16 protein-coding genes are annotated in these 23,186 nt (G+C 42.8%); 11 read left to right on the top strand and 5 right to left on the bottom strand.

The features are described 5' to 3' along the window. Nucleotides 1-4: 4 nt before the first annotated feature. Nucleotides 5-2,020, bottom strand: coding sequence for a putative bifunctional diguanylate cyclase/phosphodiesterase (locus tag GTW09_RS08970; RefSeq protein ID WP_239059329.1), 2,016 nt, complete (start codon nucleotides 2,018-2,020; stop codon nucleotides 5-7). A gap of 544 nt (nucleotides 2,021-2,564) precedes the next feature. Between GTW09_RS08970 and GTW09_RS08965 the strand changes: the two genes are divergently transcribed. Then, a complete protein-coding gene (locus GTW09_RS08965; protein WP_071980243.1) occupies nucleotides 2,565-5,075 on the top strand; it encodes a TonB-dependent receptor domain-containing protein in 2,511 nt (836 codons plus the stop codon). Nucleotides 5,076-5,512: 437 nt separating this feature from the next. On the opposite strand, the gene GTW09_RS08960 is transcribed toward GTW09_RS08965, so the two are convergent. Continuing rightward, nucleotides 5,513-6,250: a hypothetical protein gene (locus tag GTW09_RS08960; RefSeq protein WP_163111602.1), complete on the bottom strand. Its 738-nt coding sequence runs from the start codon at nucleotides 6,248-6,250 to the stop codon at nucleotides 5,513-5,515. A 199-nt stretch (nucleotides 6,251-6,449) separates the two neighbouring features. After that, nucleotides 6,450-8,699, bottom strand: a complete 2,250-nt coding sequence (locus GTW09_RS08955) for an acyl-CoA dehydrogenase (RefSeq protein ID WP_163111601.1) — start codon at nucleotides 8,697-8,699, stop codon at nucleotides 6,450-6,452. Between the two features lie 259 nt (nucleotides 8,700-8,958). Here GTW09_RS08955 and GTW09_RS08950 point away from each other — a divergent pair, with 259 nt between their 5' ends. The 8 genes from GTW09_RS08950 (at nucleotide 8,959) to GTW09_RS08915 (ending at nucleotide 17,066) form a co-directional block, all read left to right on the top strand. Further along, a complete protein-coding gene (locus GTW09_RS08950; protein ID WP_163111600.1) occupies nucleotides 8,959-11,280 on the top strand; it encodes an efflux RND transporter permease subunit in 2,322 nt (773 codons plus the stop codon). A 3-nt stretch (nucleotides 11,281-11,283) separates the two neighbouring features. Further along, nucleotides 11,284-12,075 (top strand): outer membrane lipoprotein-sorting protein, encoded by a 792-nt coding sequence (locus GTW09_RS08945; protein WP_163111599.1) that lies wholly within the window; start codon nucleotides 11,284-11,286, stop codon nucleotides 12,073-12,075. After that, a complete protein-coding gene (locus GTW09_RS08940) occupies nucleotides 12,072-13,253 on the top strand; it encodes a hypothetical protein (RefSeq protein WP_163111598.1) in 1,182 nt (393 codons plus the stop codon). Before GTW09_RS08945 ends, GTW09_RS08940 begins: the two co-directional genes overlap by 4 nt. Nucleotides 13,254-13,260: 7 nt before the next feature. Then, a complete protein-coding gene (locus GTW09_RS08935; protein WP_163111597.1) occupies nucleotides 13,261-13,812 on the top strand; it encodes an outer membrane beta-barrel protein in 552 nt (183 codons plus the stop codon). A gap of 81 nt (nucleotides 13,813-13,893) precedes the next feature. Then, nucleotides 13,894-14,151: a DUF3081 domain-containing protein gene (locus GTW09_RS08930; protein ID WP_100972718.1), complete on the top strand. Its 258-nt coding sequence runs from the start codon at nucleotides 13,894-13,896 to the stop codon at nucleotides 14,149-14,151. Nucleotides 14,152-14,421: 270 nt separating this feature from the next. Continuing rightward, nucleotides 14,422-15,351 carry an LpxL/LpxP family Kdo(2)-lipid IV(A) lauroyl/palmitoleoyl acyltransferase gene (gene lpxL / locus GTW09_RS08925; protein WP_163111596.1) on the top strand — a complete coding sequence of 310 codons (930 nt, stop codon included), beginning with the start codon at nucleotides 14,422-14,424 and terminating at the stop codon, nucleotides 15,349-15,351. Between the two features lie 56 nt (nucleotides 15,352-15,407). Next, nucleotides 15,408-16,022: a TcpQ domain-containing protein gene (locus tag GTW09_RS08920; RefSeq protein ID WP_163111595.1), complete on the top strand. Its 615-nt coding sequence runs from the start codon at nucleotides 15,408-15,410 to the stop codon at nucleotides 16,020-16,022. Between the two features lie 237 nt (nucleotides 16,023-16,259). Then, nucleotides 16,260-17,066 carry a PEP-CTERM sorting domain-containing protein gene (locus tag GTW09_RS08915; RefSeq protein ID WP_163111594.1) on the top strand — a complete coding sequence of 269 codons (807 nt, stop codon included), beginning with the start codon at nucleotides 16,260-16,262 and terminating at the stop codon, nucleotides 17,064-17,066. An 86-nt stretch (nucleotides 17,067-17,152) separates the two neighbouring features. On the opposite strand, the gene glnE is transcribed toward GTW09_RS08915, so the two are convergent. Continuing rightward, nucleotides 17,153-20,074, bottom strand: a complete 2,922-nt coding sequence (gene glnE, locus GTW09_RS08910; RefSeq protein WP_420809546.1) for a bifunctional [glutamate--ammonia ligase]-adenylyl-L-tyrosine phosphorylase/[glutamate--ammonia-ligase] adenylyltransferase — start codon at nucleotides 20,072-20,074, stop codon at nucleotides 17,153-17,155. Between the two features lie 187 nt (nucleotides 20,075-20,261). On the opposite strand from glnE, the gene GTW09_RS08905 reads away from it, so the two are divergent. Beyond that, on the top strand, nucleotides 20,262-21,167 hold the full coding sequence (locus tag GTW09_RS08905) for a DUF350 domain-containing protein (protein WP_163111592.1): 906 nt from the start codon (nucleotides 20,262-20,264) through the stop codon (nucleotides 21,165-21,167). On the opposite strand, the gene GTW09_RS08900 is transcribed toward GTW09_RS08905, so the two are convergent. Further along, on the bottom strand, nucleotides 21,142-21,615 hold the full coding sequence (locus tag GTW09_RS08900) for a GIY-YIG nuclease family protein (RefSeq protein ID WP_338024939.1): 474 nt from the start codon (nucleotides 21,613-21,615) through the stop codon (nucleotides 21,142-21,144). The two genes, GTW09_RS08905 and GTW09_RS08900, sit on opposite strands and share 26 nt — an antisense overlap. Before the next feature lie 33 nt (nucleotides 21,616-21,648). Between GTW09_RS08900 and hldE the strand changes: the two genes are divergently transcribed. After that, nucleotides 21,649-23,079, top strand: coding sequence for a bifunctional D-glycero-beta-D-manno-heptose-7-phosphate kinase/D-glycero-beta-D-manno-heptose 1-phosphate adenylyltransferase HldE (hldE, locus tag GTW09_RS08895; RefSeq protein WP_163111591.1), 1,431 nt, complete (start codon nucleotides 21,649-21,651; stop codon nucleotides 23,077-23,079). Nucleotides 23,080-23,186 lie beyond the last annotated feature (107 nt).

The raw sequence follows: 23,186 nt of genomic DNA, 5'->3' as shown, positions 1-23,186 counted from the left end.
GTCGTTAATTTTTATCGTTATACCAAGATTTAAGTTCTGCGAGCTCAAGAGGCTTAGCAAAGTAGAACCCTTGTAGGTAGTCTGTACCAAGCTTTGCTAGGTGTTCTCGCTGCTCGTTTGTTTCAATTCCTTCAGCAATCGTCTTGCAGCCAAATTCTTTCGCCATTAATAGTGTCGCTCTTATAATTGTATCACTCTCTTCAGACCCATTCTGTACAAAAGATCTGTCTATTTTAATAAAGTTGAAGGGCATGTTTTGTAATCGAAATAGCGAAGAGAACCCGGTACCAAAATCGTCAATGGATATTTTTACCCCTCTGGTTACCAGTGCTTGCAGCCTTTCAGATACTAACTCTTCATCATTGGCAAAAACACTCTCTGTAATTTCTAATGTAAGACGCTCTGGAGGAACTTGTGTTGTTGCTAATGCGCTATCAAGAATATGGATGAACTCATCATTGAGTAATTGCGCGATAGAAACATTTACAGATATGCAAACTTCACTGGCACCAGACCAATGGGATAAATCGATAAGCGCACGATTAAGCACCCAAGCACCTATTTCTGGCATCATCCCTGATTTTTCGGCAAGAGGGATAAACACACAAGGCGAAATATTTTCACCCTCGCAAGTCCACCTCAACAGCGCCTCTACCGATGAAAGAGTGTTGGTTTTTACGTCGATAATAGGCTGATAGTGAACACAGAGCTCGTCGTTGTCTATGGCATAGCGAAGGTGCTCGCATAAATACTGCTCTCGTTTAACCTGGTTAAAGAGCGTTTGATTAAACACTCCAATTGAACCTCGCTGTTTTCGTTTTTGATCATACATCGTCAAGTCGGCATGCTGAATTAAGTCCATTGAGCTACTGCCGTGCTCGGGAAACATGGCAATGCCAATGGTAGCGTCTAGGGTTATTTGATTTTGGTTTGCCACTACAGGCACGTTTATCCCACTGCGCATGGCTTGCGCTATTGTTTTTGCTGTGTCTACATTGACGTAAGGTATTACCGCTACAAACTCGTCACCGCCCCAACGCCCGAGATGATCTTTTTCGCAATACTTGCTCAGTCGCTGCGCAGTCTCGGCAAGGATTACATCCCCCACTTTATGGCCCAAGCTATCGTTCACCTGCTTAAAGCCGTCAAGGTCAATAAAAAGTAGTGCGAAGGTGCCGTTCAGTGCCTTAGCATTATCAAGCAGAGGAGACATCTGTTTAATAAATCCATTTCTATTGAGTAAACCCGTGAGTTGGTCGTGATTAGATAAACGAAAAAGTGCTTCTGTGCGCTTACTCACTTTAATTTCTAAACTTTCATTAACCTCATCTAGCTGCTGATTGGTTTGGCGAAGCAGCGTATTAACCTTTTCCGTTTCTTGCCTCTCTATGCTCATTTGTTCCATTAACGCGGTGTTTTTTGTTTTAAGGTGCACCGTATCTACAAAAAAGTTGTTATATCTAAATGCACTGGCAAACATGCCAAACCAAAAAACAATGCCGAATACGCCCAAAACAAAAAACTCATCGTGATATACCAGAGCACACAAAGAGATTGGAATAATAAGTGCTGTTGCGTAGATAGCTACAAGCACTTTACTTGGTGAAAGGACAGTACTGCCACCTGCAGCCATATTGGCGATAACAACCATAGTTACTGCAAGCTCAATCGTTCCCATAGAGTCAAACAGTAATAATGTATAAGAAGCCCAGATGAGTGCTGTGGCAAATAGACCCAAGGAAAAGCGCAAAAATGCAGGGTAGGGGTTGTAGTTTCGACCTCTAAGATTCCTTCGCCAATAAACAGCATCCAAAAATCGGGCGACTAATACAAAACACATCACAAATAGCAAAGTTAGCTTTTTTGTTTGAAGGGTAGGGTCTGCTGGCAGAAAAAATAATACAAGCCCTGAAAAGCAGAATGCCGTCATGGAAAGCCCAATCAGACAGTTTTCCATGAGCATATTTACAGCATCTCGTTTAATACTCTCTTTTGTTGCTTCACCGTGGTTAAGATGCAAAATACAACGCCTTTTCTTGTCTTTGTGTTAAGTACTAATAAACTTATGGGGGATTCGATTAAGATATGTTAATGACTTTCTAAATCGTTTTCTAACCTTACACTATTTTTTGTGGCTAACGTGCAATAGTGATAAGTAATTTGTTAACACAATTCATCAGTGAATTAGTTGATTTAAATTAACAAAAATTACCAAAAGTAAGGCAACCTCATACTATTTCCGTCATTCTTTACTACAATTATCTTAGCAGTAAAGGGGAGGGATGACCGTAATTGCACGTTGTACAAGGCTATTCTTCATTTTTTCTTAAACGTTTTAACTTTATTTGGTGCAAACGTTTATCTTTAAAATCATTTATATACCTGTAAATGAAATGTATGTTAGACGAATTGCTATACCTAATTGTGAAAATTTTCTTCACAGAATCTTTACAAGGCAAAAAACTTGGTATACATTCTTAATCGATTAAGCAGCGGGTGCAATCGCTGTGTCAAATTAACACGCTATTTGGATTTCAAGGCTCTAACACACCGCCGGAGAAGACATGAAAAACACACTTAAATACAACACATTGACACTCGCTGTTTGCGCAGCACTTTCTTCAACCGCTTTCGCACAAGAAGCAGCGCCTTCAGATGCTGAGAAAAAAGCAAAAGAGAAGTACGAACAAATTGTCGTCACTGCTGCACCGGGTGGCGCGACTATGCAAGAGGCGAGCGTTTCAGTTAGCTCCTTCGACGAGAATGATATTGTTAAATTAGCGCCTCGTTCTACTGCTGAAGTTTTCCGCGCATTACCAGGTATTCGTGCTGAATCATCAGGCGGTGGCGGTAACGCTAACATCACTATCCGTGGTATTCCTCTAGCGACTGGTGGTTCAAAATTCTTACAAATTCATGAAGACGGCCTTCCAGTTTTAGAATACGGTGACATCAACTTTGGTAACGCTGATAACTTCATTCGTTACGACTGGTCTGTGGCAAATGTAGAAGCCATCCGTGGTGGTTCTGCATCAACATTTGCGAGTAACTCTCCAGGTGGCGTCATCAACATGATCAGCAACACCGGTGAAGTAGGCGGTGGCGCTATTGGAACTTCATTTGGTGTCGATTATGAAGAGTTCCGTTTAGATTTCCGCTACGGTGGTGAAATCAGCGACGACATGTACTATCACATTGCGGGTTTTGCACGTGGCGGCGAAGGTCCTCGTGAGACTGGTTACAATGGTGATCAGGGCGGTCAAATCAAATTCAACATCACTAAGATGCTAGATAACGGTCATATCCGTTTCTATTACAAAAATCTTGATGATAAAGTTTCGACTTACCTTCCTTCTCCAGTATTGGTGAAAGGCGATGGCGAGTATGGTCCTGTTCCAAACTACGATGCAAGTTCACAGGCTCTTAACTCTGCGTACAACACTAACATCTCTACTTTCGATAGCTTCGGTAACCCAGAGAACCGCGATGTGCGCGATGGCATCGAGTCAAAAGTAAGCTCTTTCGGCATCGAAGTTGATTTAGAAGTAGCTGACAACTTATTCCTGTTAAATAAATTCCGTACTTCAGATATCTCTGGTGGCTTTATTGCCCCATTCGTAGACGGTTTCCCTACTGGCCCTGGTGACGTATCTAACTTCGCTGATGCATTATGTGCAGGTGCCCTAGATGGTGACGGCAACGCGCTTAACTGTGATACTACTACAGTCACACTAGCGAATGGCCCAGGTGCGGGTAACGCATATTCTGGTCAAGCGTTTACTAACCTACAGTTCGACACCCGCATTAACGATCTTGGCAACATGATCAACGATTTCAGCTTGCGTAAAGAATTTGATAACGGCGTTGACCTAACTGTTGGTTACTACTACTCAAACCAAGAAATCGCGACTAGCTGGTCAAGCTGGCAGACGTTCATCCAGACTTTGGATGGCTCTAACTCACAAATGCTAAACATCACTAATGGTGACGGTGTAGACCTTGTTTCTAACGGTTTACTGTCTCCTAGCTTCCTTTCATGGGAATGGGACCTTAACTATGTGACAACTGCGCCGTACATGAACGTTGGTTTTGAATTGTCTGACAACATTCTTATCGATGCGTCAGTTCGTTACGACACAGTGGAAGCTTCTGGTGAGCTAATCAACTCTTGCTGTGGTGGTAACACAGATTTTGATATCAACGGCAACGGTGTTATTGAGCAAATCGAAGATGCATCGGCAACTAACAGTGGCTTTATTCGCGGTGGTGTAATTAACCTTAACCGCGCAGGCGCAGCATCACAAATCGTTGATTACGATGCGAACAACACGTCTTACTCGGTGGGTGGTTCATACCTTCTTAGCGATAGTCAAACGTTCTTCGCTCGCTACTCTAAGGGCGGCCGTGCGATAGCAGACCGTTTGTTACAAATCGGCGGAACGCTTAACCAAGACGGAAGTCTTACTAGCACTACATCTGGTTTTGATACGACTAAACAGCTTGAAGTTGGTTATAAGTACGGTACTTCAGACCTAATGATTAACGCTACGTTATTCGATACGGTTACCGAAGATACACAAGCGGAAGTAACTAGCGGTCTTACCTTCATGCGTGAGTACGAAGCAACAGGTCTTGAATTTGAAGGTCGTTGGAATGCCACTGATAACTTCGTAATGGCTGGTAACTTAACGTGGACAGATGCGGAAATTAGCAGTGATGTTAACAATGCAGCAATCGTCGGTAATACGCCACGCCGTCAAGCAGACTGGATTTGGACAATTACACCTGAGTACGTAACTGACACTTGGTCTGTAGGTGCGTCACTACAAGGTTCAACTGAATACTACGTGCAAGACAACAACGACCTTAAGCAAGAAGGCTACACGCTAGTTAACTTGTTCGCGACTTACTGGGTTAACGACCAGTTCTCAGTAGCACTTAACGTGAACAACGCAACTGATGAGTTCATCATCACAGAATCTGAAGAAGGTTCTGCAGCAGTAGGCAGCTATGTACGTGCTCGTCCACTGAATGGTCGCACAACTGTACTATCTCTTAAGTATATGTTCGACTAAGAGAAGCTATAACATTAACTTGAGTCACTAGTGTTAATAACGTACTCAAATTAATAGCGAAAAGAATGCCTGCTTTATGCAGGCATTCTTGTTTTTGGGGCTCTATACCATTCCGCATAGATACTTACCCACTCAGCGAGACTTAAAATGTTCGTAATCGCGGCGTGTTACCGCAGGTATAGGGTTCTACATCAAGGTGACACAACAAAGAGTACGGACATTTTAAACTCGCCCTTCGGGAAGGCCTGGCAAGCTTCCTAGCTTCATTCTGGGAATTTGGAAGGAAACAGCCATGACTGCATTCCCACGCTTTGCTAGGAAACTTGCCAGCGCCATCTGAGTGGGCAATTATTTATGCGGACTGGTATTAATGATAGTAGAGCTATTCTGTCGCTTCCTCTTGCCTGATAAAAATTGCTCTATAAAAGCAGCTTAATTCACTTAGCGCTTTCGGCGTTATTCACTTTGCTAATGGCAAGCTGGTGCTCGATAGCTTTCGATAAGGCTGGCTGAAGGTTGAGATGCTTTTTGTTAATCACATGAATTAAGCTATGTTTTACCAGCGGAATATAATTAAAGCCAAGCTCATCAAATACGTGTAAATCTGAAAAGTCACTCGGTGCAATGGCATAGCTAAAGCGCTCTGACTTTATTAATTCTACCACGTGATAGAAGTCATCGAACTCATAGAAGTTTGCCGCAAGATCGCTTGGCTGCTTTTCAATGTTATAAAAAAAGCGAGTAGTTACTGCAATACCGGTATCAGGTTTATTAATTATGTCTTTGTTGCAGGGGACATCAGGTACGCACAGTAAAAACGATGCACCAATTGACAGCTGAGGTGCAATAGCAATCACGTTGCTATTATCTTTAATCACTACGTCATAGCGAATAACATCCGCGTCTGTCATGCCCTCATTAAGTAGTTTTAAGCCTCTCATGCCGCCTACTTTTTCAAAGGTCACACTAATACCTATTTGTTTGTACGCCCTTTCTATAAGGGGCTTATAAAATTTATTAACCTGTGGGTGGTTTATATAGCCAACAACAAAATGGGCTTCATCGTGGTCGGCATATCCAGAGTTGGGAAATAGTGCGATGGCAGGGCCTAAAAGAGCCAGGCACACTGATATGGCGCTTTTAGCGTAAGTCGTTTTAAAGGCACGTGCGGGCATTTAGTTTCTATGCTTATAAGCTTCATAATGTTAAGTAAGCGTAGAAAACAATCACATAATATTCCATTATTTTAAAAACAACTGTGCAATTGAGCATGTAAATAAAAAAGCCCTGACAAATTGTCAGGGCTTTGTTTGTTAGCGTTTGAATATCCGTTAAATTAACAACTTAAATCAACGCAATATTCAATGATGATGTTTATGCAGCGTTTTTGCCGCCATCAACTGCTTTCAATGTTTGCGACGCTGGTAGTAACTCCAAGTCAAACGTGTATTCATCAACACGTACCGCTAGCTTACGCTTCTCATTGTAGTCATGCAGTTTTGCGGCTTCTTCAGCGTTAATAACACCTTTTTCTTGAAGCTTATTAAGCGCATGCTCAAAAGAGATAAACGGAACCACAGGCTCTTTGCGAAGCGCTTTTTGCACTTTGCTAAGCAAGTGAGCAACGGCGTGTTTCGCTTTAAACGCTTGCTCGTTAATGTCGTTACCGTCACCTGGAATAACACGTACTAGGTGAGTTAACTGTTCTTTCACGCTGTTGTCTTGCATAGAAGCAAGTGACAATTCACGTACTAGGTCGTCGCTAATACCCTTAACGCTGTTTGTGTAAGTGTTAGTTAACAAACGCATTAGGCCGCGAGTCGCTGTGTTCGGGAAATTGTTGATAAAGTTAACAATTGCCTGATCAGCCTGCTGTAAAGACCACTGCATCGCGTACTCAAAGTACGGAAGTGCCAGCTTTCTATCTTCAATACGTTGCTCGTAGAAGCGAATTGCCGCCATTGCTCCGTATAAGTAGCTCATTACGTCGCCTAAGCGAGCAGACAATAACTCTGCTTTCTTAAGGTCGCCGCCAAGCACAGCAAGAGACAAGTCAGCTAATGGCGCTAGTTTCGCGGCAATGCTGTTCACGCGCTTTTCATACTGACGTACTTCTGGCAACGCTGATTCAGACTCGCGTAAGAAAGGTAAGTAACCTTTACCTAAACTGCGGAACGCATTTTTAACGCTAAATCCGATAGTTTTGCGAAGTACTTTGTTAAATTCTGCATCAGCAGAACTTTCGTTGCTGTGAATTAGGTCAACCATATCTTTAAGGTGTGGGTGACAACGCATTGCACCTTGACCGAAAATCATTAGGTTACGTGTAAGGATGTTTGCACCCTCAACCGTAATGGCAATAGGTAGCGCTGAATAGCCGCCTGCCAACGTGTTTTGAGGACCACGCTGAATGGCTTTACCCGCCTGTACATCCATTGCTGAGTTTAATACATCACGACCCAGCTCGGTCATGTGATATTTAGCAATAGCAGTTACAACAGAAGGTTTAACACCTAGGCCCAAACCTTCAGTGGTAAGAACACGCATAGACTCGAGCAGGAATGTTTTACCCGCAATGTCAGCCATCTTCTCCTGAATACCTTCAAAACGACCGATAGGTAAACCAAACTGTTCACGTACAAAAGAATACTCAACGGTGCCTTTAAACGCTGATTGAGCAGTCGCAACGCCCATCGCTGGTAGTGAAATACCGCGACCTGCACCTAAACAGCTCACCAACATCTGCCAACCGCGGCCAATGTTTTTCTGACCACCAATAACGAAATCCATTGGTATAAACACGTCTTGACCACGAGTCGTACCGTTGTAGAAACGAACGCCCATTGGGTCGTGACGATTACCTAATTCAACACCAGGGTGCGACTTAGGTAGCAATGCACAGGTAATACCGTGTTCAAATTTATCGCCAAGAAGTTGGTCTGGATCGAATACTTTAAATGCTAAGCCTAACACAGTTGCGATAGGGGCTAGAGTGATGTAACGCTTGTCCCAGCTTACGCGAAGGCCAAGAACTTCTTCACCGTTGTATTCACCTTTGGTGACGATTGCTGCATCTGGAATAGCGCCCGCATCTGAACCAGCCTCTGGGCTAGTTAGTGCGAAACACGGAATGTCACGACCGTCTGACAGACGTGGCAACCAGTACTCCTGCTGTGCTGTTGTACCGTAATGCATAAGCAGTTCGCCCGGACCTAACGAGTTAGGTACCATTACGGTTACTGCAATTGCGCCACTTTTCGCTGCAATAGTAGCCACTATGGTAGAGTTTGCGTAAGGGCTAAACTCTAGTCCGCCGAATTTCTTCGGGATTATCATTGAGAAGAAACGATTCTTACCCAAGAAATCTATTATTTCTTGTGGGATATGCTTTTCGTTTCCAAGCTCAAAATCGTCAATCATGCCCAGTAGCTCTTGTACTGGGCCGTCTAAGAAGGCTTGCTCATCCGCACTCAGTTTTGCCTGAGGGATGTCGCGAAGTGCCTGCATGTCGGGCTTACCCTGATAAATTGAAGATTCAATCCATACATCACCCGCGTCCAGCGCTTCTTGCTCTGTCACTGAAATTGGGGGTAGCACTTTTTTTAAGCTAGTTCTAATACTCATATTTACTCATCCGCTCATCTGACCAGTTGTATGAAGTAATACTACAACAAATTTACAAAAGATCAAAAAAATTCGTAGATTGAGAAGTTAAAATCCTGTAACGTTCAAGTAAATCAAGAGGTTAGATGTTCAAACGCTCGTCACCTGACAGTTAATGTAACATCGATTAAATCTAGTCAGACGTTTGGGAGATACACACAGTGTCTTAATGATGGTTAAAGGAGTACACTTTTATCAAAACAAATGCCAAGGAGTTGTGATGGCTCACAATTCAGAACAGTCGCCACTCTATTTAACGCACCCAAAAGTATCCTTGCTCATTACCGCTATCGTGATGGTTGTTGCGTTAATTGGCGCGCAAAATCTTTATTTTAGAGGAGATTATAAAGTCTTCTTTGAAGAAAAAGACCCTCAGCGGCTAGCATTCGAAGAGATGCAGAATACCTTTAATAAGTCTGAGAATGTAGCGTTTATGATCGTACCCAAATCTGGGAATGTCTATAACACTCAAACGCTCAACCTTGCTTCTGAACTAACGGAAGCTGCATGGCAGATGCCTTTTTCGACCCGGGTTGAGTCTGTATCAAACTATCAAAATACCTACGATCTAGACGGCGACCTAATTGTTGAAGACCTCATACTTGAGAAGATGAGAGCAGGGGAAGCAACTGCACACGTTCAAAAAGTAGTAGAGAGCACTCCTGAACTCATTGGTCGCCTTGCTTCTAGAGACGGAAGAGCACTGGTGGTGAACACCATTATTCAAATGCCCGATGGCGACCAAACTAGGCATATACTGGATATTGCAAGTGCTGCTAAGTCATTGAAAGCCGACTTACTGGCGCGGTATCCTAGTCATGACATCTACTTAACTGGCATTGTGATGATGAATGATGCGTTTGCAATTGCTGCAAGTCACGATGTTATGAAGTTAATACCAGCGATGTTTCTTCTAATATTTGTTTCCATAGCAATTATTGTTCGCTCGCTTTGGTCTGCAATTTTTACGATGGTCGTGGTGAGTGTGTCTATCGCTATTACCATGGGAGTGACCGGCTGGTTCGGTGTGTTTTTAAGCACGGCCACAGTAAATGTCCCCACCGTTATTACCACGTTGGCCGTTGCAGATTGTATTCATGTAATCGTTGGTATGAGGTATTTCCAGCGAAAAGGGAGGTCGCCTCACGACGCTATTCTTGAAAGTGTAAGAGTGAATAAAAAGCCGATATTTATAACAAGTATCACTACTGCAATCGGCTTTCTTATGCTTAACTTTTCTGCCGTTCCCGTGCTTGCTCACTTAGGAAACATGACTGCCATTGGTGTTATGCTGGCATGCTTATTCTCGCTTACTGCGTTGCCGGCCATGTTATCACTAAGACCTCAGATACCCGACAATCGTTCTCAGAATGCATTGTTCGCAAAATGGGGGCAGTTTGTAATTGTAAATCACAAATTAGCGCTTCTCTTGTCCAGCGCAGTCATTCTGACTATAAGCCTGTTTGCACTTAACAACCGCTTGAACGATATTGCAGTAGAATATTTTGATGAGAGAAGTTCTTTTAGGCAAGCGGTAGAAGTAAACAATAATATATTTGGTGGAATGTCCAATATAGACTTTGTTCTATTTACGGATATTCCCTATGGCATTACAAAGCATGAGTTTTTAGACGATGTTGAATCGTTTTCAGATTGGTTAGAAAAACGGGATGAAGTCAATCACGTATTGACGTTTACAGATACGCTGAAACGTTTGAATAAAAATATGAATGGCGACATTGAGAGTTTTTATACAATTCCAAATGACTCGGAGCTAACGTCGCAGTACTTGCTTTTATATGAAATGTCACTGCCTTTTGGGTTAGATCTAGGAAACCAAATAGATATTGATAAGTCAGCGTTGCGAATAGTAGCTGTTACTCAAAATTTAGGCAGCAACGAGCTAACAAAGCTAGAAACCGAAGCAAAAGCATTTTTTCATACCTTAAATAGTAATTATCGAATAGAGGCGGCGAGCCCGCCCCTCATGTTTGCTCATATCGGCGAGCGAAATATGTCTAATATGGTGTGGGGCAGTATATTTGCTTTAGTACTCATCTCTGGTCTTATCATATTTGCTTTGCGTTCTGTTAAGCTCGGTGTGGTTAGCTTATTTACTAATCTATTACCAGCGGCAGTGGGGTTTGGTATATGGGGAATGTTGTCAGGTGAAATTAATATGGCACTTTCCGTAGTGGTAAGTATGACAATGGGCATAATTGTAGACGATACCGTCCACTTTCTATCAAAATATCAAACTGCACGCATCCAAAACCAAAGTAACGAGCAAAGTATTCTTTTTGCTTTTGATTCCGTTGGCATGGCGTTAACGACCACCACTATAGTTTTGACATTGGGCTTTGCCGTTCTTGCTTCCTCTAGTTTTATGCTTAATGCCCACATGGGTATGTTAACAATAATTATTATTATTGCGGCACTGCTGGTTGATTTTATTTTTCTTCCTGCATTACTGGCTTGGTTGGGAAACAACGCGCATAATCGGAAAAGTAGAGCAAAATTAGCGCAAACTCAGAGAGGGTAGAATATGATTGCTACATGGACAAAAGCGTTATTACTTATCACTTTCACAATAGTCCCACCTAGCACGTTATTAGCAAGCGATAGTACAAAAGCTATTGAAATTGCAACGGAGAGAAAAAAACGTGATTTAGGATGGGAAAGTTCAGAAGCCAGCGTCACAATGCTTCTTCGTAACGCCCAGGGACAAGAAGCAAAGCGGGCTCTTAGCATAAAATCTCTTGAAATTGACGGTGACGGCGACAAAGCCCTCACGGTATTCGACTCACCCCGCGATGTGAAAGGCACCGCATTTTTGAGTTTTTCTCACGCACTAGAGCCTGATGAACAATGGATTTACTTACCCGCGTTGAAGAGAGTAAAAAGAATCTCTTCAAGAAATAAGAGCGGGCCATTCGTAGGAAGTGAGTTTGCGTTTGAAGATATGACGTCCTACGAAGTAGAGAAGTTTTCTTATGAGTACATTGGCGAAGAAGAGGTAAATGGCGAAGAGTGCTTTGTTATCAAGCAAGTCCCGCAATATGAATATTCAGGGTATACATCACAAAAAGTGTGGATAGATAAATCGCATTACCGAGTGCAAAAAATTGAATTTTACGACAAAAAAGAAACACTGCTTAAGGTTTTGCATTTGAAAGACTATCAGCTTTATGAAGATAAGTTTTGGCGACCTATGCGAAGTGAAATGCGAAATGTTCAAACTAGAAAGTCGACCTATTTGATCACGGAAAAAATAGATTTTAATACAGAGTTGTCAGACGGTGACTTTGATAAAAACAGGTTGAAAAGAGCGCGATGAAAAAAGGATGGGTGTGTTGTGCGCTATTTGTGGCTAGTAATAGTTATGCCGATATAGAAATTTCAGGCGTTGTGGGCTTAGAGCAACGCTATTTTTTGCAAGATGCACTTTATGAAAATCAGGAGCGAAGCTACAGCTCTGCTTTTCTGATGCCCGAGCTATATAGTGAATGGAATGGCGGTACAGACACGTTAGTAGTGAAACCATTTTATCGTATAGACCAACACGATAATGAAAGAACACATGGCGACATTAGAGAATTTCAATGGGCACATTACGCTGACTCTTGGGAAACAAGAGTAGGAATAGGAAAAGTGTTTTGGGGGCAAACAGAATCGTTGCACCTCGTCGATATCATTAATCAAACTGATACGGTAGAGCAGGTAGATGGCGAAGCTAAGCTTGGCCAACCTATGGTGAATTTTAACTATTTTTCCGACTTCGGTATGTTTTCTATCTACGCAATGCCCTACTTTCGAGAGCGGACGTTTCAGGGAGAAAATGGCAGGCTAAGGCCTCCAATCGCAATAGGTGAGGCGCTGTACGAATCTGATGACGAAGAGCGAAATATGGATGTCGCTATTAGGTGGCAGTCTTCCATAGATGATTGGGAAGTAGGTTTTTCAGTCTTTTCGGGTACCACACGCGAGCCTGAACTTGTTACTGTTCTGAGCGCAGATGGTGAACCTGAGATTCTGCCTTTTTACGCCCAAATTGAGCAAGTTGGCGTCGATCTTTTAAAGGTTTCTGGTGCTTGGCTATTTAAACTTGAATCTATTTATCGTTCTGGTCAAACTGAAAATTTTGCGGCATTAGTCACCGGATTTGAATATACTAAGCAGGGCGTGTTTGGTTCACGATATGGATTGGGCTTTTTGGCCGAGTATCAATTTGATGAGCGAGAGGACAACTTTTTTGCCGTGGGTCAGAATGATTTAATGGCTGGGCTTCGGGTAATGGTTAATGATATTGCCGAAACCGAAATGCTGTTTGGTTTTGTGCAAGATTTAGAAGAACAAGGAACCTATTCGGGCTTTATAGAGGCGTCTAGTCGCTTAACGTCAAACTGGAGTTGGAAACTCAACGGGTATTTCTTCTCATCAGACGATATTGAAGATCCTTATTATTTTTTACGTAGAGACGACCACGTACAATTTTCACTAGAGTATTATTTTTGAGGTTTAGATGAAGCAGTATTTATGGATGGCGGGTGCATTATTAATGGGAACATTGGGTTGTTCGAACGCAGAAGCTGCACCTGAAAACTACGGTGTGATCACGGTAGGTTATACGGATTTTGAATTTAATGACGGGAGCGATCGCGAAGTCGCATACAGTGCAGCATATGGTCATAAAATACATCGCCAATGGTATGCTGAAGCGGGTTACATGAACTTATTCGATTACTCTGAAAGTAACGAGAATGGCAGTGTTGACGCGCAAAGTGAAGCCCTTTACCTAGCCGTTCTTGGAAAAGCGAGCAGCACTACTGGCGAACTTTTTTATAAACTTGGTGTAGCGAGAGTAGATGTTTCTGCCACTCTCTCTTGCGGTACAGATGCTGTGCCAGCAACCTGTGGTTACGACGAAGGTCTAGCTGCTGGGTTAGTTGGTTTGGGTTTCGACTATTATGTGTCACAAAATGCCATGATACGTTTTGAATATACATACCTCGGCGGTGAAGATAGCTTTTCTACCAACATGCTGAAATTAGGATTACGCTATAACTTCAATTGATTGATTTTTCGAGCAATCCAAAGCAAGTCTAAACGAGTATTAATCTTAGGCGGTTATAAAAGGTTAAGAGGATACTAGAAAATGAAAAACGAATTAGACAGCAAGTTTTTACTCCAAGTGTTCGATAAAATTCGCCAGCACGGCGCAAAAGAAGGCGATGAGTATAAGCTGATGGGCATAACCGCGTTTACCGACCACGACGGATACACCTTGTTTATAGAAGACGTGAACGTAAAGCTGCAGTTCGGCTTTCATAATAAGTACCACTTCGACTACGACTCGAGCGATCACTACGATGCTTTTGAGAAGAAGCTTAAAGAGATTGATAAAACGTATTAGAGCGCTGCAAATTTAAAAAGCTAGCAATTTAAAGAGCAATCTAATTGAGTATTTAAATTTAGCGAGTAAGCAGGTGGGCTGTCTAAATAGGCTGGCCCACTAAGTGTTAAACTACAACCAAACCTCAAACTACAAACCTCAAAACGCAAAACCTCTTCAGGCTTCTGTCCACTTCCATGTTTTCTCAATGCGTGCTTCGCATAGCTGAAAATAAATCCTTCTGGTACAATGCCAGCCTTCACATTTATGCAGAATTATACGGATAGTAACTTGGCTGCAGCAATTAAAGCTCCAGAATTTAAACTCTCTTTTCTTGGTCCTCGCTATTGGCCTGTGTGGTTAGCTGTAGGTATTTTGTATCTAATAACTTGGTTACCGCTACCAATCATCCGAAAATTGGGTGCCGGAGCGGGTAAGCTTATTGCGTTAATCGTGCCTAAAAGAGCCAAGGTGGCTAAACGAAATATTGAGCTGTGGAATCCATCATTATCTGTTGATGAAGTGGAGAGTCTTTATCGTGAAAATATTCGTCGAACAGGTATGGCGCTATTCGAGACCGCAATGGGGTGGTGGTGGCCTACTTGGCGAATACAGCGTGCGTTTGAAATTGAAGGTGCTGAACACATAGAAGCGGCTAGGGCAGCCGGAAAAGGTGTGTTTGGTATGGCGCTTCATAACATGAACGTTGAGTTTGCTTGTCGAGGTATCGGCTATTCCTATCCTAGCGTCGCTTTTTACCGAAAACATAACAACCCTCTTATAGACTATCTTCAGTATCATGGACGCAATCAGTCAAACAAATATATGATTGATAAGCGCAATGCAAAAGCACTGTTAGCTGCGATGGAAGACAAAGAACTATGCTTATATTTGCCGGACCAGGATTATGGCCCTAAACAGTCTATTTTTGTTCCTTTTGGTGGGGTAAAAGACACAGCAACTACCACGGCAACGTTAATGTTTATTCGGCGCTCTGAAAGTGTCCCTATGTTGATTACTTCGCAGTACACGAAAAAAGGCTACAAAATTAAGATTTTTCCGCCGTTGCTTGGCCTAGGTGAGATGGAAGACCATGACGCTTTAACCTTGCTTAATGAGCATATCGATAACGCAGTGAAAGAACAGCCGGAAAGTTATTTGTGGATGCACAAGCGGTTTAAAACTCGCCCATCGAATTCATCTCCCTCGCTTTATGATTAGCAAAATGTGCGGAATTTTTTTTGAAGTTTAAAAGTTTTTATTAGGAATAAAGTTTAATGGCGCAAACAGGTTACTCAAGCACATCGTTTTGGGCTAAACAAATTACATTAGCGGTGGTGCTGGTGGTGGCTGCTGGTGCTCTTATCTACTTTTTGCAAACTAAAGAGGCTTCGCCTGTCCCTGAAAGTCGCAAAGAAGAGCGCTCTGTTTCCAAAGGGCTCAGTGAGTTTTACAGCGAATTCAGAATGTCAGCGACAGATCCTCTGAAAGATGAGCAAAGTGATTTTGTTCTCGATATAGCAGGCGTAGATCCAAATCTTGATAACACACTTGAAAAAATGACGAATAAGGCGAGACCTGCAGATTCCGATTGGACAGGTGAAAAAAAATATCGTTCTTTTAGCGAAGGCAATACACTTCGAGAGGCTATTTCTCAGTATGCCCAAGATGAAGGCATGCAGTTAATTTGGAACTTGGAACAAGACTTTGTTATCAAGCATCAGTTTCAGTTAGATAACACCATAGCGGGTTCGCTAGCCAAGATAGCAAGCGCGATAGACAGTAGCTTTGAAGGTGAAGTTAAAGCCTATCTATGCGCCGAACAACGCTCTTTAGTAGTAACGGCAGAAGAAACCGACTTCCTCAAAAATCAGTGCGAGCTGGTGGATTAATCGCTAATGCCAGTTATGAATTTATTGCGGAAAGAGCAATTGTTATTGCTATCGTTGTTTTTAACGCTCTCGTTGTCAGGTTATTTTACAGATAAGTTTAAATTTAAGTTTAAATAATGTAAATTTCTTTTAGCTTACTGATTTTAATGGTTTTATAAAATAAGGCTTGATTCATGCTTATACTTAAGTATAAGGCTATTGTGTATAGCCTATATAAAGTTACTTGAGGATGACGACATGAAAAGAATAAAACTTAAACAACTCTTAGCAGTATTCACTTTCGCTGTGATATCAGCGCTGCCAAGCGCATTGGCCACACCTATATTTCAACAAGGGTTTGAAACAGATACGTCAGGATGGTTTTACAATTCTGGGTATGGTAATGTCAACCGCCAAGTTTCGGGAACAGGTGGCATAAGTGCTTTTAAAGGAAATTTTTACGCCCAGTTCTCTCAAACGAATGCAGGACCTTTTACAAGATTCGGGAGTTACAGCGATACATTTTCAGGCTCCTACTTCGCTCAGTCGGCAATTTATCTTGACACAAATTGGTCTGCGGGCTCGGGCTTTGATTACTCAGTAGCATCAAGTAGATCTGATGGCTCACATCTACGTGACTTTATATTTCACGTTACGCAAGATACTTCATCTGGAAGTTTGCTGGTAGGTGGAAGCAATAACTCAAATTCTGAGCCAAGAGAAGATCTTGAAAATCAAAACAATTACGAGGTCACTAACTCTGGCTGGTATATATTTGAACACTTATTTAGAGATGACACCGGTGTCTTAGCTGTAGATTTAAATTTGAAAGATGCAATGGGTAATCTGCTCTTTACCGAAACTCGCAGTAACCCAGCCGATCTTATCGGCACTGTAGCTGGCGGAAACCGATATGGCTGGTTTACAAACATCGATGTTGATGGCGGTATTGCTGTCGATGCTACTTCGCTTGACGTTGTAAACGATGTTCCAGCCCCCGGTAGCATTATATTGCTGGGTTTTGCAGCAATAAGCCTTATGTTGGCTAGAAAGCGAAAGTGTTGATACACCTTAATTATTAAAAATTATTACAGCATAATGACCTTCTTAAGGAGGTCATTATCGGTGATAAAGAAGTGCTTGACAGCGCATTAGTCACTTGGCAATGACATAACGTTACCAAACAGTAATTCCCAGTGTGTTTTAACCTGCTCTCGAATTTCATCCAATTCTTCTGTTTGGTCTGCAAATTTGGAATCAGCCAACGTTAGGTGATGATACTGTTCTCTTAGTTTCAAATACGCTTTTTGTAACCCCTTTGCGGTGCTTGGTTCGATAATGCTGTTTTCTACTGCACTTTCCAATATTCGAAGGTTATCGGTATATTGGGTTAGGCCTTTCGTGTCGTGAGAATAGGCTAGCACCCAGTACTGTGTCATAAACTCAATATCGGTAATGCCACCAACACATTGTTTTAAATCTACCTTTTGCTGAGTTTTAGACAGTAAGTGATCACGCATCTTTGTGCGCATTTTACATACATCGTCTGCCAGAGCGGCTTTATCTCTTGGATTTGTTAATATGCGCTTGCGCACATCATTAAACTGATTGAGTAGGGAACGGTCTCCACAAATGGCTCTTGCTCGCACAAGCGCCTGATGCTCCCATGTCCAGGCCTCTTCATTTTGATACTTTTCAAAACCTGTTACATGACAGCATAGCAGGCCGGCATTGCCTGAAGGACGGAGCCTTAAATCGGTTTCGTACAACTGACCAAATAGTGTTTTTGTGTTAAGCAAGTGCATAATGCGCTGGGCTAGCTTGATGTAAAACTGCTGGGCCTCAATTTGCTTTTTGCCGTTAGTAGTAATGCCACTTGGCGCGTTGTGCAAAAACACTAAATCTAAATCTGAGCCATAACCTAACTCATAACCGCCTAGCTTACCGTAACCAATTACGCCAAACCCTTTATCGGTTCCCTCTAAGTGAGAGGGCGTGCCGTAGCGTTCGCTCATTTGCATCCATGCAGCACTGAGAATGTTTTCAAGTATCACTTCTGCCAGCACGGTAAGTTTGTCACTCACATTGGCAATAGGCAGAGAGTCACTAATATCGCTTGCCGCTATTCTTAACTGCTGACAAAGTTTAAACTGACGCCACGCGTCCATGAGCAACTCAACATCGTCTTGTTCAATGCGCAGCATGGTTTGTCTGAGGTCTTGCTCATACTCTCGCTTGCTGGTAACTATATCGGTATTTTGTTGCCCCAGATATAACGGCGTGAGGAGTTCATCAAGCAAAAGGGGAAAGCGCTTAATCTCTTGTGCTACCCAACCGCTTCGCTCGCATAATTTAACCAGCTGTTTAAGTACATCTGGATTTTCTAGCAGCAAGTCGAGGTAAGTTGTACGGCCAGTTATAGCCTCTATAACACCTAATAAACGACTTAACACCTGAACAGAGTTGTTTGGGTGCTGAATAACCAATACATACAATATCTCGGGGAGAAGCTTACTCAGAGTATCCTCTCCACGTTGACCCATTCGATAATTTCGCTGAGTATCTTTAAATTCAGCAAGGGTATCGAAAATGCCCATTGCCTCTGTACGAGAAAGATGGTCGCTAAATGCATCTACAAATTCATCGCTTTGAAGCTCTAATTGCCATGCGTCTAGGCAAGCACTAAATAATTCATCTTCTTCACTGTGCGTTTCATGAGACTCTTCTACAAGCTCGTTAAAGTGGCCGTGAATTTGTTCCATTGCTATGTTTAGCTTGGCTAAAAAGTCGTCGTAATGGTTAAAACCTAATACGTTAATGAGCGCTTGTTGCTCCCATTCGCTATCGGGCAGTGTTTGAGTTTGTTTATCTCGGCTTTGTTGCAGCGTATGTTCTATTTTGCGCAAAAATAAATAGTTCTCACTAAGTTGCTCTGTAACGCTACTTTCAACAATACCTAGCTCGCTGAGGGCATTTAGAGTAGTAAGTAATGACTTACTTTGTAGCTTAGGCTCTCTTCCGCCGTGTATGAGTTGAAAGCTTTGTGCAAAAAACTCAACCTCCCTAATTCCACCGGCCCCCAGCTTAATATTGTTGCTTAGCTTTCTGCGCCTGATTTCTGTTGCTATTAATTTTTTCATGTTGCGCAGCGCATCAAGCGTGGTGAAGTCTAAATAACGGCGAAAAGTAAAAGGCTTGAGTATGTCTTTAAGCGTTTGCGTATCGTTAGAACCATCATCATTAATAATGCGTGCTTTAACCATGGCAAACCGTTCCCAGTGTCGCCCCTGGTCTTGGTAGTAATCTTCCATGGCGGCAAAGTGCATGACTAGCGGGCCAGAGTCTCCGAAGGGGCGTAAACGCATATCAACGCGATAAACTTGCCCGTGAGTGGTTACCTTATTGAGTGCTTGAATAAGCTTTTGGGCGAGCTTGGTAAAGAACTGCTGGTTTTCAATGCTCTTTCGACCGCCTTGAGTGTCACCTTTTTCTGGGTAAGCAAATATCAAATCAATGTCGGAGGAAAAGTTTAGCTCCCTGCCTCCTAACTTGCCCATACCCAGTATGTACATTTGCAGAGGGCCATTTTCTCCCATGGGGCTACCATAGCGTTTGCATGCATCTTGGTATAACCACTTGTAGGCAGCGGTTATAAGGCAATCAGCTAGCGCAGAAACTTGGGCCAAAGATACCGAGATAGTTTGTAGGTTCAGCACATCGGCATAAGTAATTCGCGCCATTTCTTCATTTCTACATTGGCGCAGCGCAACTAATAGCTCATCTTCTGTTTTAACATTATCCAACCATTCTAAGATACGCTGAGTGTAGTAATCTTCTGCATCATTGCTTGGTGGGGCAGTAGTTACATTTTCAAGAATCTTAGAAGACAGAGACGGTTGTGTAAGAAACTCTGCAAGAAACTCGGAGCGGGCGAGGGCGGTGAGAAGATTGTCCTTATTGCCTTCTAATAATGCAGTTAAATCTTTATTTTCGTTGCTGTTTTCTATTGAAGAAGTGCCACTATGTGACAACAATTGATGCCAGTGTTTTTCAGCTCTTTCAACGTTTGTCATGCTATTTTCTTCGTCTCTTGGCATAATACTCGCATCAACCTTAGGTCAAAATTTATAAATACTCACTTTATCGCGCGTTGAGACCGTGGATTTGAATCATGCAACGCCATGTTTAATTACAAACATACACGGTTTGATTGCCAGTCAGCAATACGCAGAAAAATAAAGTGCAAGGAGCAAAGATAGCGTGGAAGCGTTAGTAAAACTAGTACCCTTAACTCGAGAGCTATTGATTTATCTTGCTATGGATGTAGGCATTGCTCTTGCCTTACTTATGATCATGAAATGGTTAACCGGCGCATTCCGCCGCTTCTCGGTAACTGATGAACTAGGAGTAAAAGATAACTTTGCATTCGGCATCAGTATTGCCGGGGGCATGCTGTCACTGTGTATTGTACTAAGTTCAGTAGTGGGCCGGCATGTCGGTATGGGTTACCAAGAAGCCGCCATTGGCATGGTTACCTTCGGATTGATAGGTATAGCGCTGGTGAAATTTGGCCGTTTTGCCCACGACAAACTAGTGCTTAATAAAGTCGATACCCCTGAAATGATTGCAGAACGCAGTGTAAGTGTTGCCCTCGTCGACGCTGCAAGTTTGGTAGCAAGTGCCATCGTACTTCGCAATATCATGCTGTGGGTAGATGGCAGCGATATGAATGCAATCATCGCCATTGTCACCGGCTTCGCGGTGGTGCTGACCATGTTACTCGTGATGACCCGCATTCTTGAATACAGGTATGCCAGAGATAATCAAAATGATTCGTTCCAGGGGGCTTTAGAAGGTGGGCAAATCGCTTTAGCGGTAGAGCACGCAGGTAATTTGTTAGGCACTGCCATGATAGTCTCTGCGGCAAAAAACTTACTAGTTTACGAGCCTTCGGGCTATGTAAGTAATGTCACCGGCTGGTTAATAGTGAGTGTAGGCTTAACAATTGCGCTTCATCTTTTAGTGTTGGTAAACAAAAAAATTATACTCTATGGCATGAACTTTCGTCAGGAAGTAGACCAGCAGCACAACATTGGTGTGGCAGCGCTTGGTTTTACGCTAAGTATTGGTAACGCAATGATTATAAATGCTGTACTTGGCGGATAGCGCGAAGAGTAGAAGAGGGGCTTGGCTCTTCAGTGCTAGTAAGGGGTAACAAGCCTGTTTGAATAATTTTATCCTTTTGTACTCTACTTAGCTTTTTAATACGGCACTCCAATTTGGCGGCATCGGATTTACTGTTTAATTCAAAAATTGCCCTAAAGGCTAGCGGGCTTTTGCCCTTTAATGCCTTTGCGCCGCCAGGTTTTTCACCTCGATGCTGCGCAATTCTGCGAGCGGGATCTGTAGTAATACCTGTGTAAAGTTGCCCTAGCTTATTTTCTATTAAGTACAGGTACCATCTACTTTCTTTATTCACCTCATTTACATCAGGCTCTTCGTGGGTTTTCACGTTAGTTTTGCATGGCTTATCAGACCGACTTGAATCAACGGTTTTACTTCGCTGGTGGGTATTGGTGAACTTGCCTGTTATACTTGTTGTTTCTTTTTCCACAATTTTTTTCAAAATCGAAAGGGTTGTTTTGCCATGATATTACCAGATTTTAGTAAAGCTAGTGTGCTTATTGTCGGCGACCTTATGTTAGACAGATACTACAGTGGTGGTACAGGGCGAATATCTCCCGAAGCGCCCGTACCTGTAGTTAACGTTAACAAAACTGAGGATCGCCCCGGAGGCGCAGCGAACGTAGCGGTAAACGTGGCTACCCTGGGTGCAAAAGTGACGCTATTAGGCATGTGTGGTAACGACGAAAATGCCAATATACTTAAAGACCGACTTCATACTCACGATATCGACTGTGAGTTTTTCCCGGTTGATGGCTTCGACACCATTACTAAATTGCGAGTGATGAGCAGAAACCAACAGTTGCTGCGTTTAGATTTTGAAAAAAGTTTTTCGGATACTGATAAATCTGATTTAGAACAAGCTTTTGATGATGCTCTAGATGTTTGCGATATCGTTATTTTAAGCGATTACGCAAAAGGGTGTTTAAGTAATCCTCAAGCACTGATTAAAAAAGCATTGGCTAAAGGAAAGCGTGTAGTTGTTGACCCTAAAGGGAGCGACTTTGCTAAATATTCAGGCGCAACATTAATTACACCGAATATGGATGAACTGCAGGGGATCGTTGGTCCTGTGGTATCAGAACAGGAGTTGGTCGAAAAGGCGAGCCAGTTAAAAGACGAATTAAAGTTAGGCGCGCTGCTTGTTACCCGCTCTGAGGAGGGCATGACGCTTTTTGAAGGTGATAATACTGAATTTCATTTGCCTGCAAAAGCCAAAGAAGTGTATGACGTTACTGGTGCTGGCGATACTGTAGTATCTACCATTGCGGTGGGAATGGCATGTAAGCTTCCTCTTCAAGCCTCATGCGTGTTAGCTAATTTGGCCGCGAGTGTTGTGGTGGGCAAGCTAGGCACATCTACAGTGTCGAATACCGAGCTAGCGTTAGCCCTAGGCGAAGAGTCTGTTCACCTAGATGGCGGCGTAATGAACGAAGACCAATTAGCAATTGCTGTAGAAGCAGCGAAGGCCCGTGGTGAGCGAATTGTTATGACCAATGGCTGCTTCGATATTCTGCACGCTGGACACGTGGCTTATCTCGAAGAAGCATCTCAGTTGGGCGATAGGCTGATTGTTGCTGTGAATACAGATACTTCGGTAACTAAACTAAAAGGCCCTGGCAGACCGGTAAATAACGAAAGCCGAAGAATGGCTGTGCTCGCAGGGTTAAGTGCAGTAGATTGGGTTGTGCCTTTTAGTGAAGACACGCCACAGCGTATTATTTCACGCCTATTACCCGATGTATTGGTTAAGGGCGGCGATTACAGTGTTGGCCAAATAGCCGGTGGCACAGAAGTTATGGAAAACGGTGGCGAGGTAAAAGTGCTCAGCTTTGCTGATGGGGTTTCTACTACCGGAATTATTGAGCGAATAACTAAAAATAAGCTGGGCTAGGCCAGTTAAAAAGTGTTGTAATAAACAATCAATAGCTAGCTAGTCTTAAACGCTAATTTCAAGCGAATTGCAGCCTTCAAACAGGCTGCAATGTGTTTTATTAACGG

Source organism: Alteromonas hispanica, assembly GCF_010500915.1.
Lineage (GTDB): Bacteria > Pseudomonadota > Gammaproteobacteria > Enterobacterales > Alteromonadaceae > Alteromonas > Alteromonas hispanica.
The sequence above is the reverse complement of the archived record's forward strand: the minus strand, read 5'-3'. Positions and strand labels throughout refer to the sequence as shown.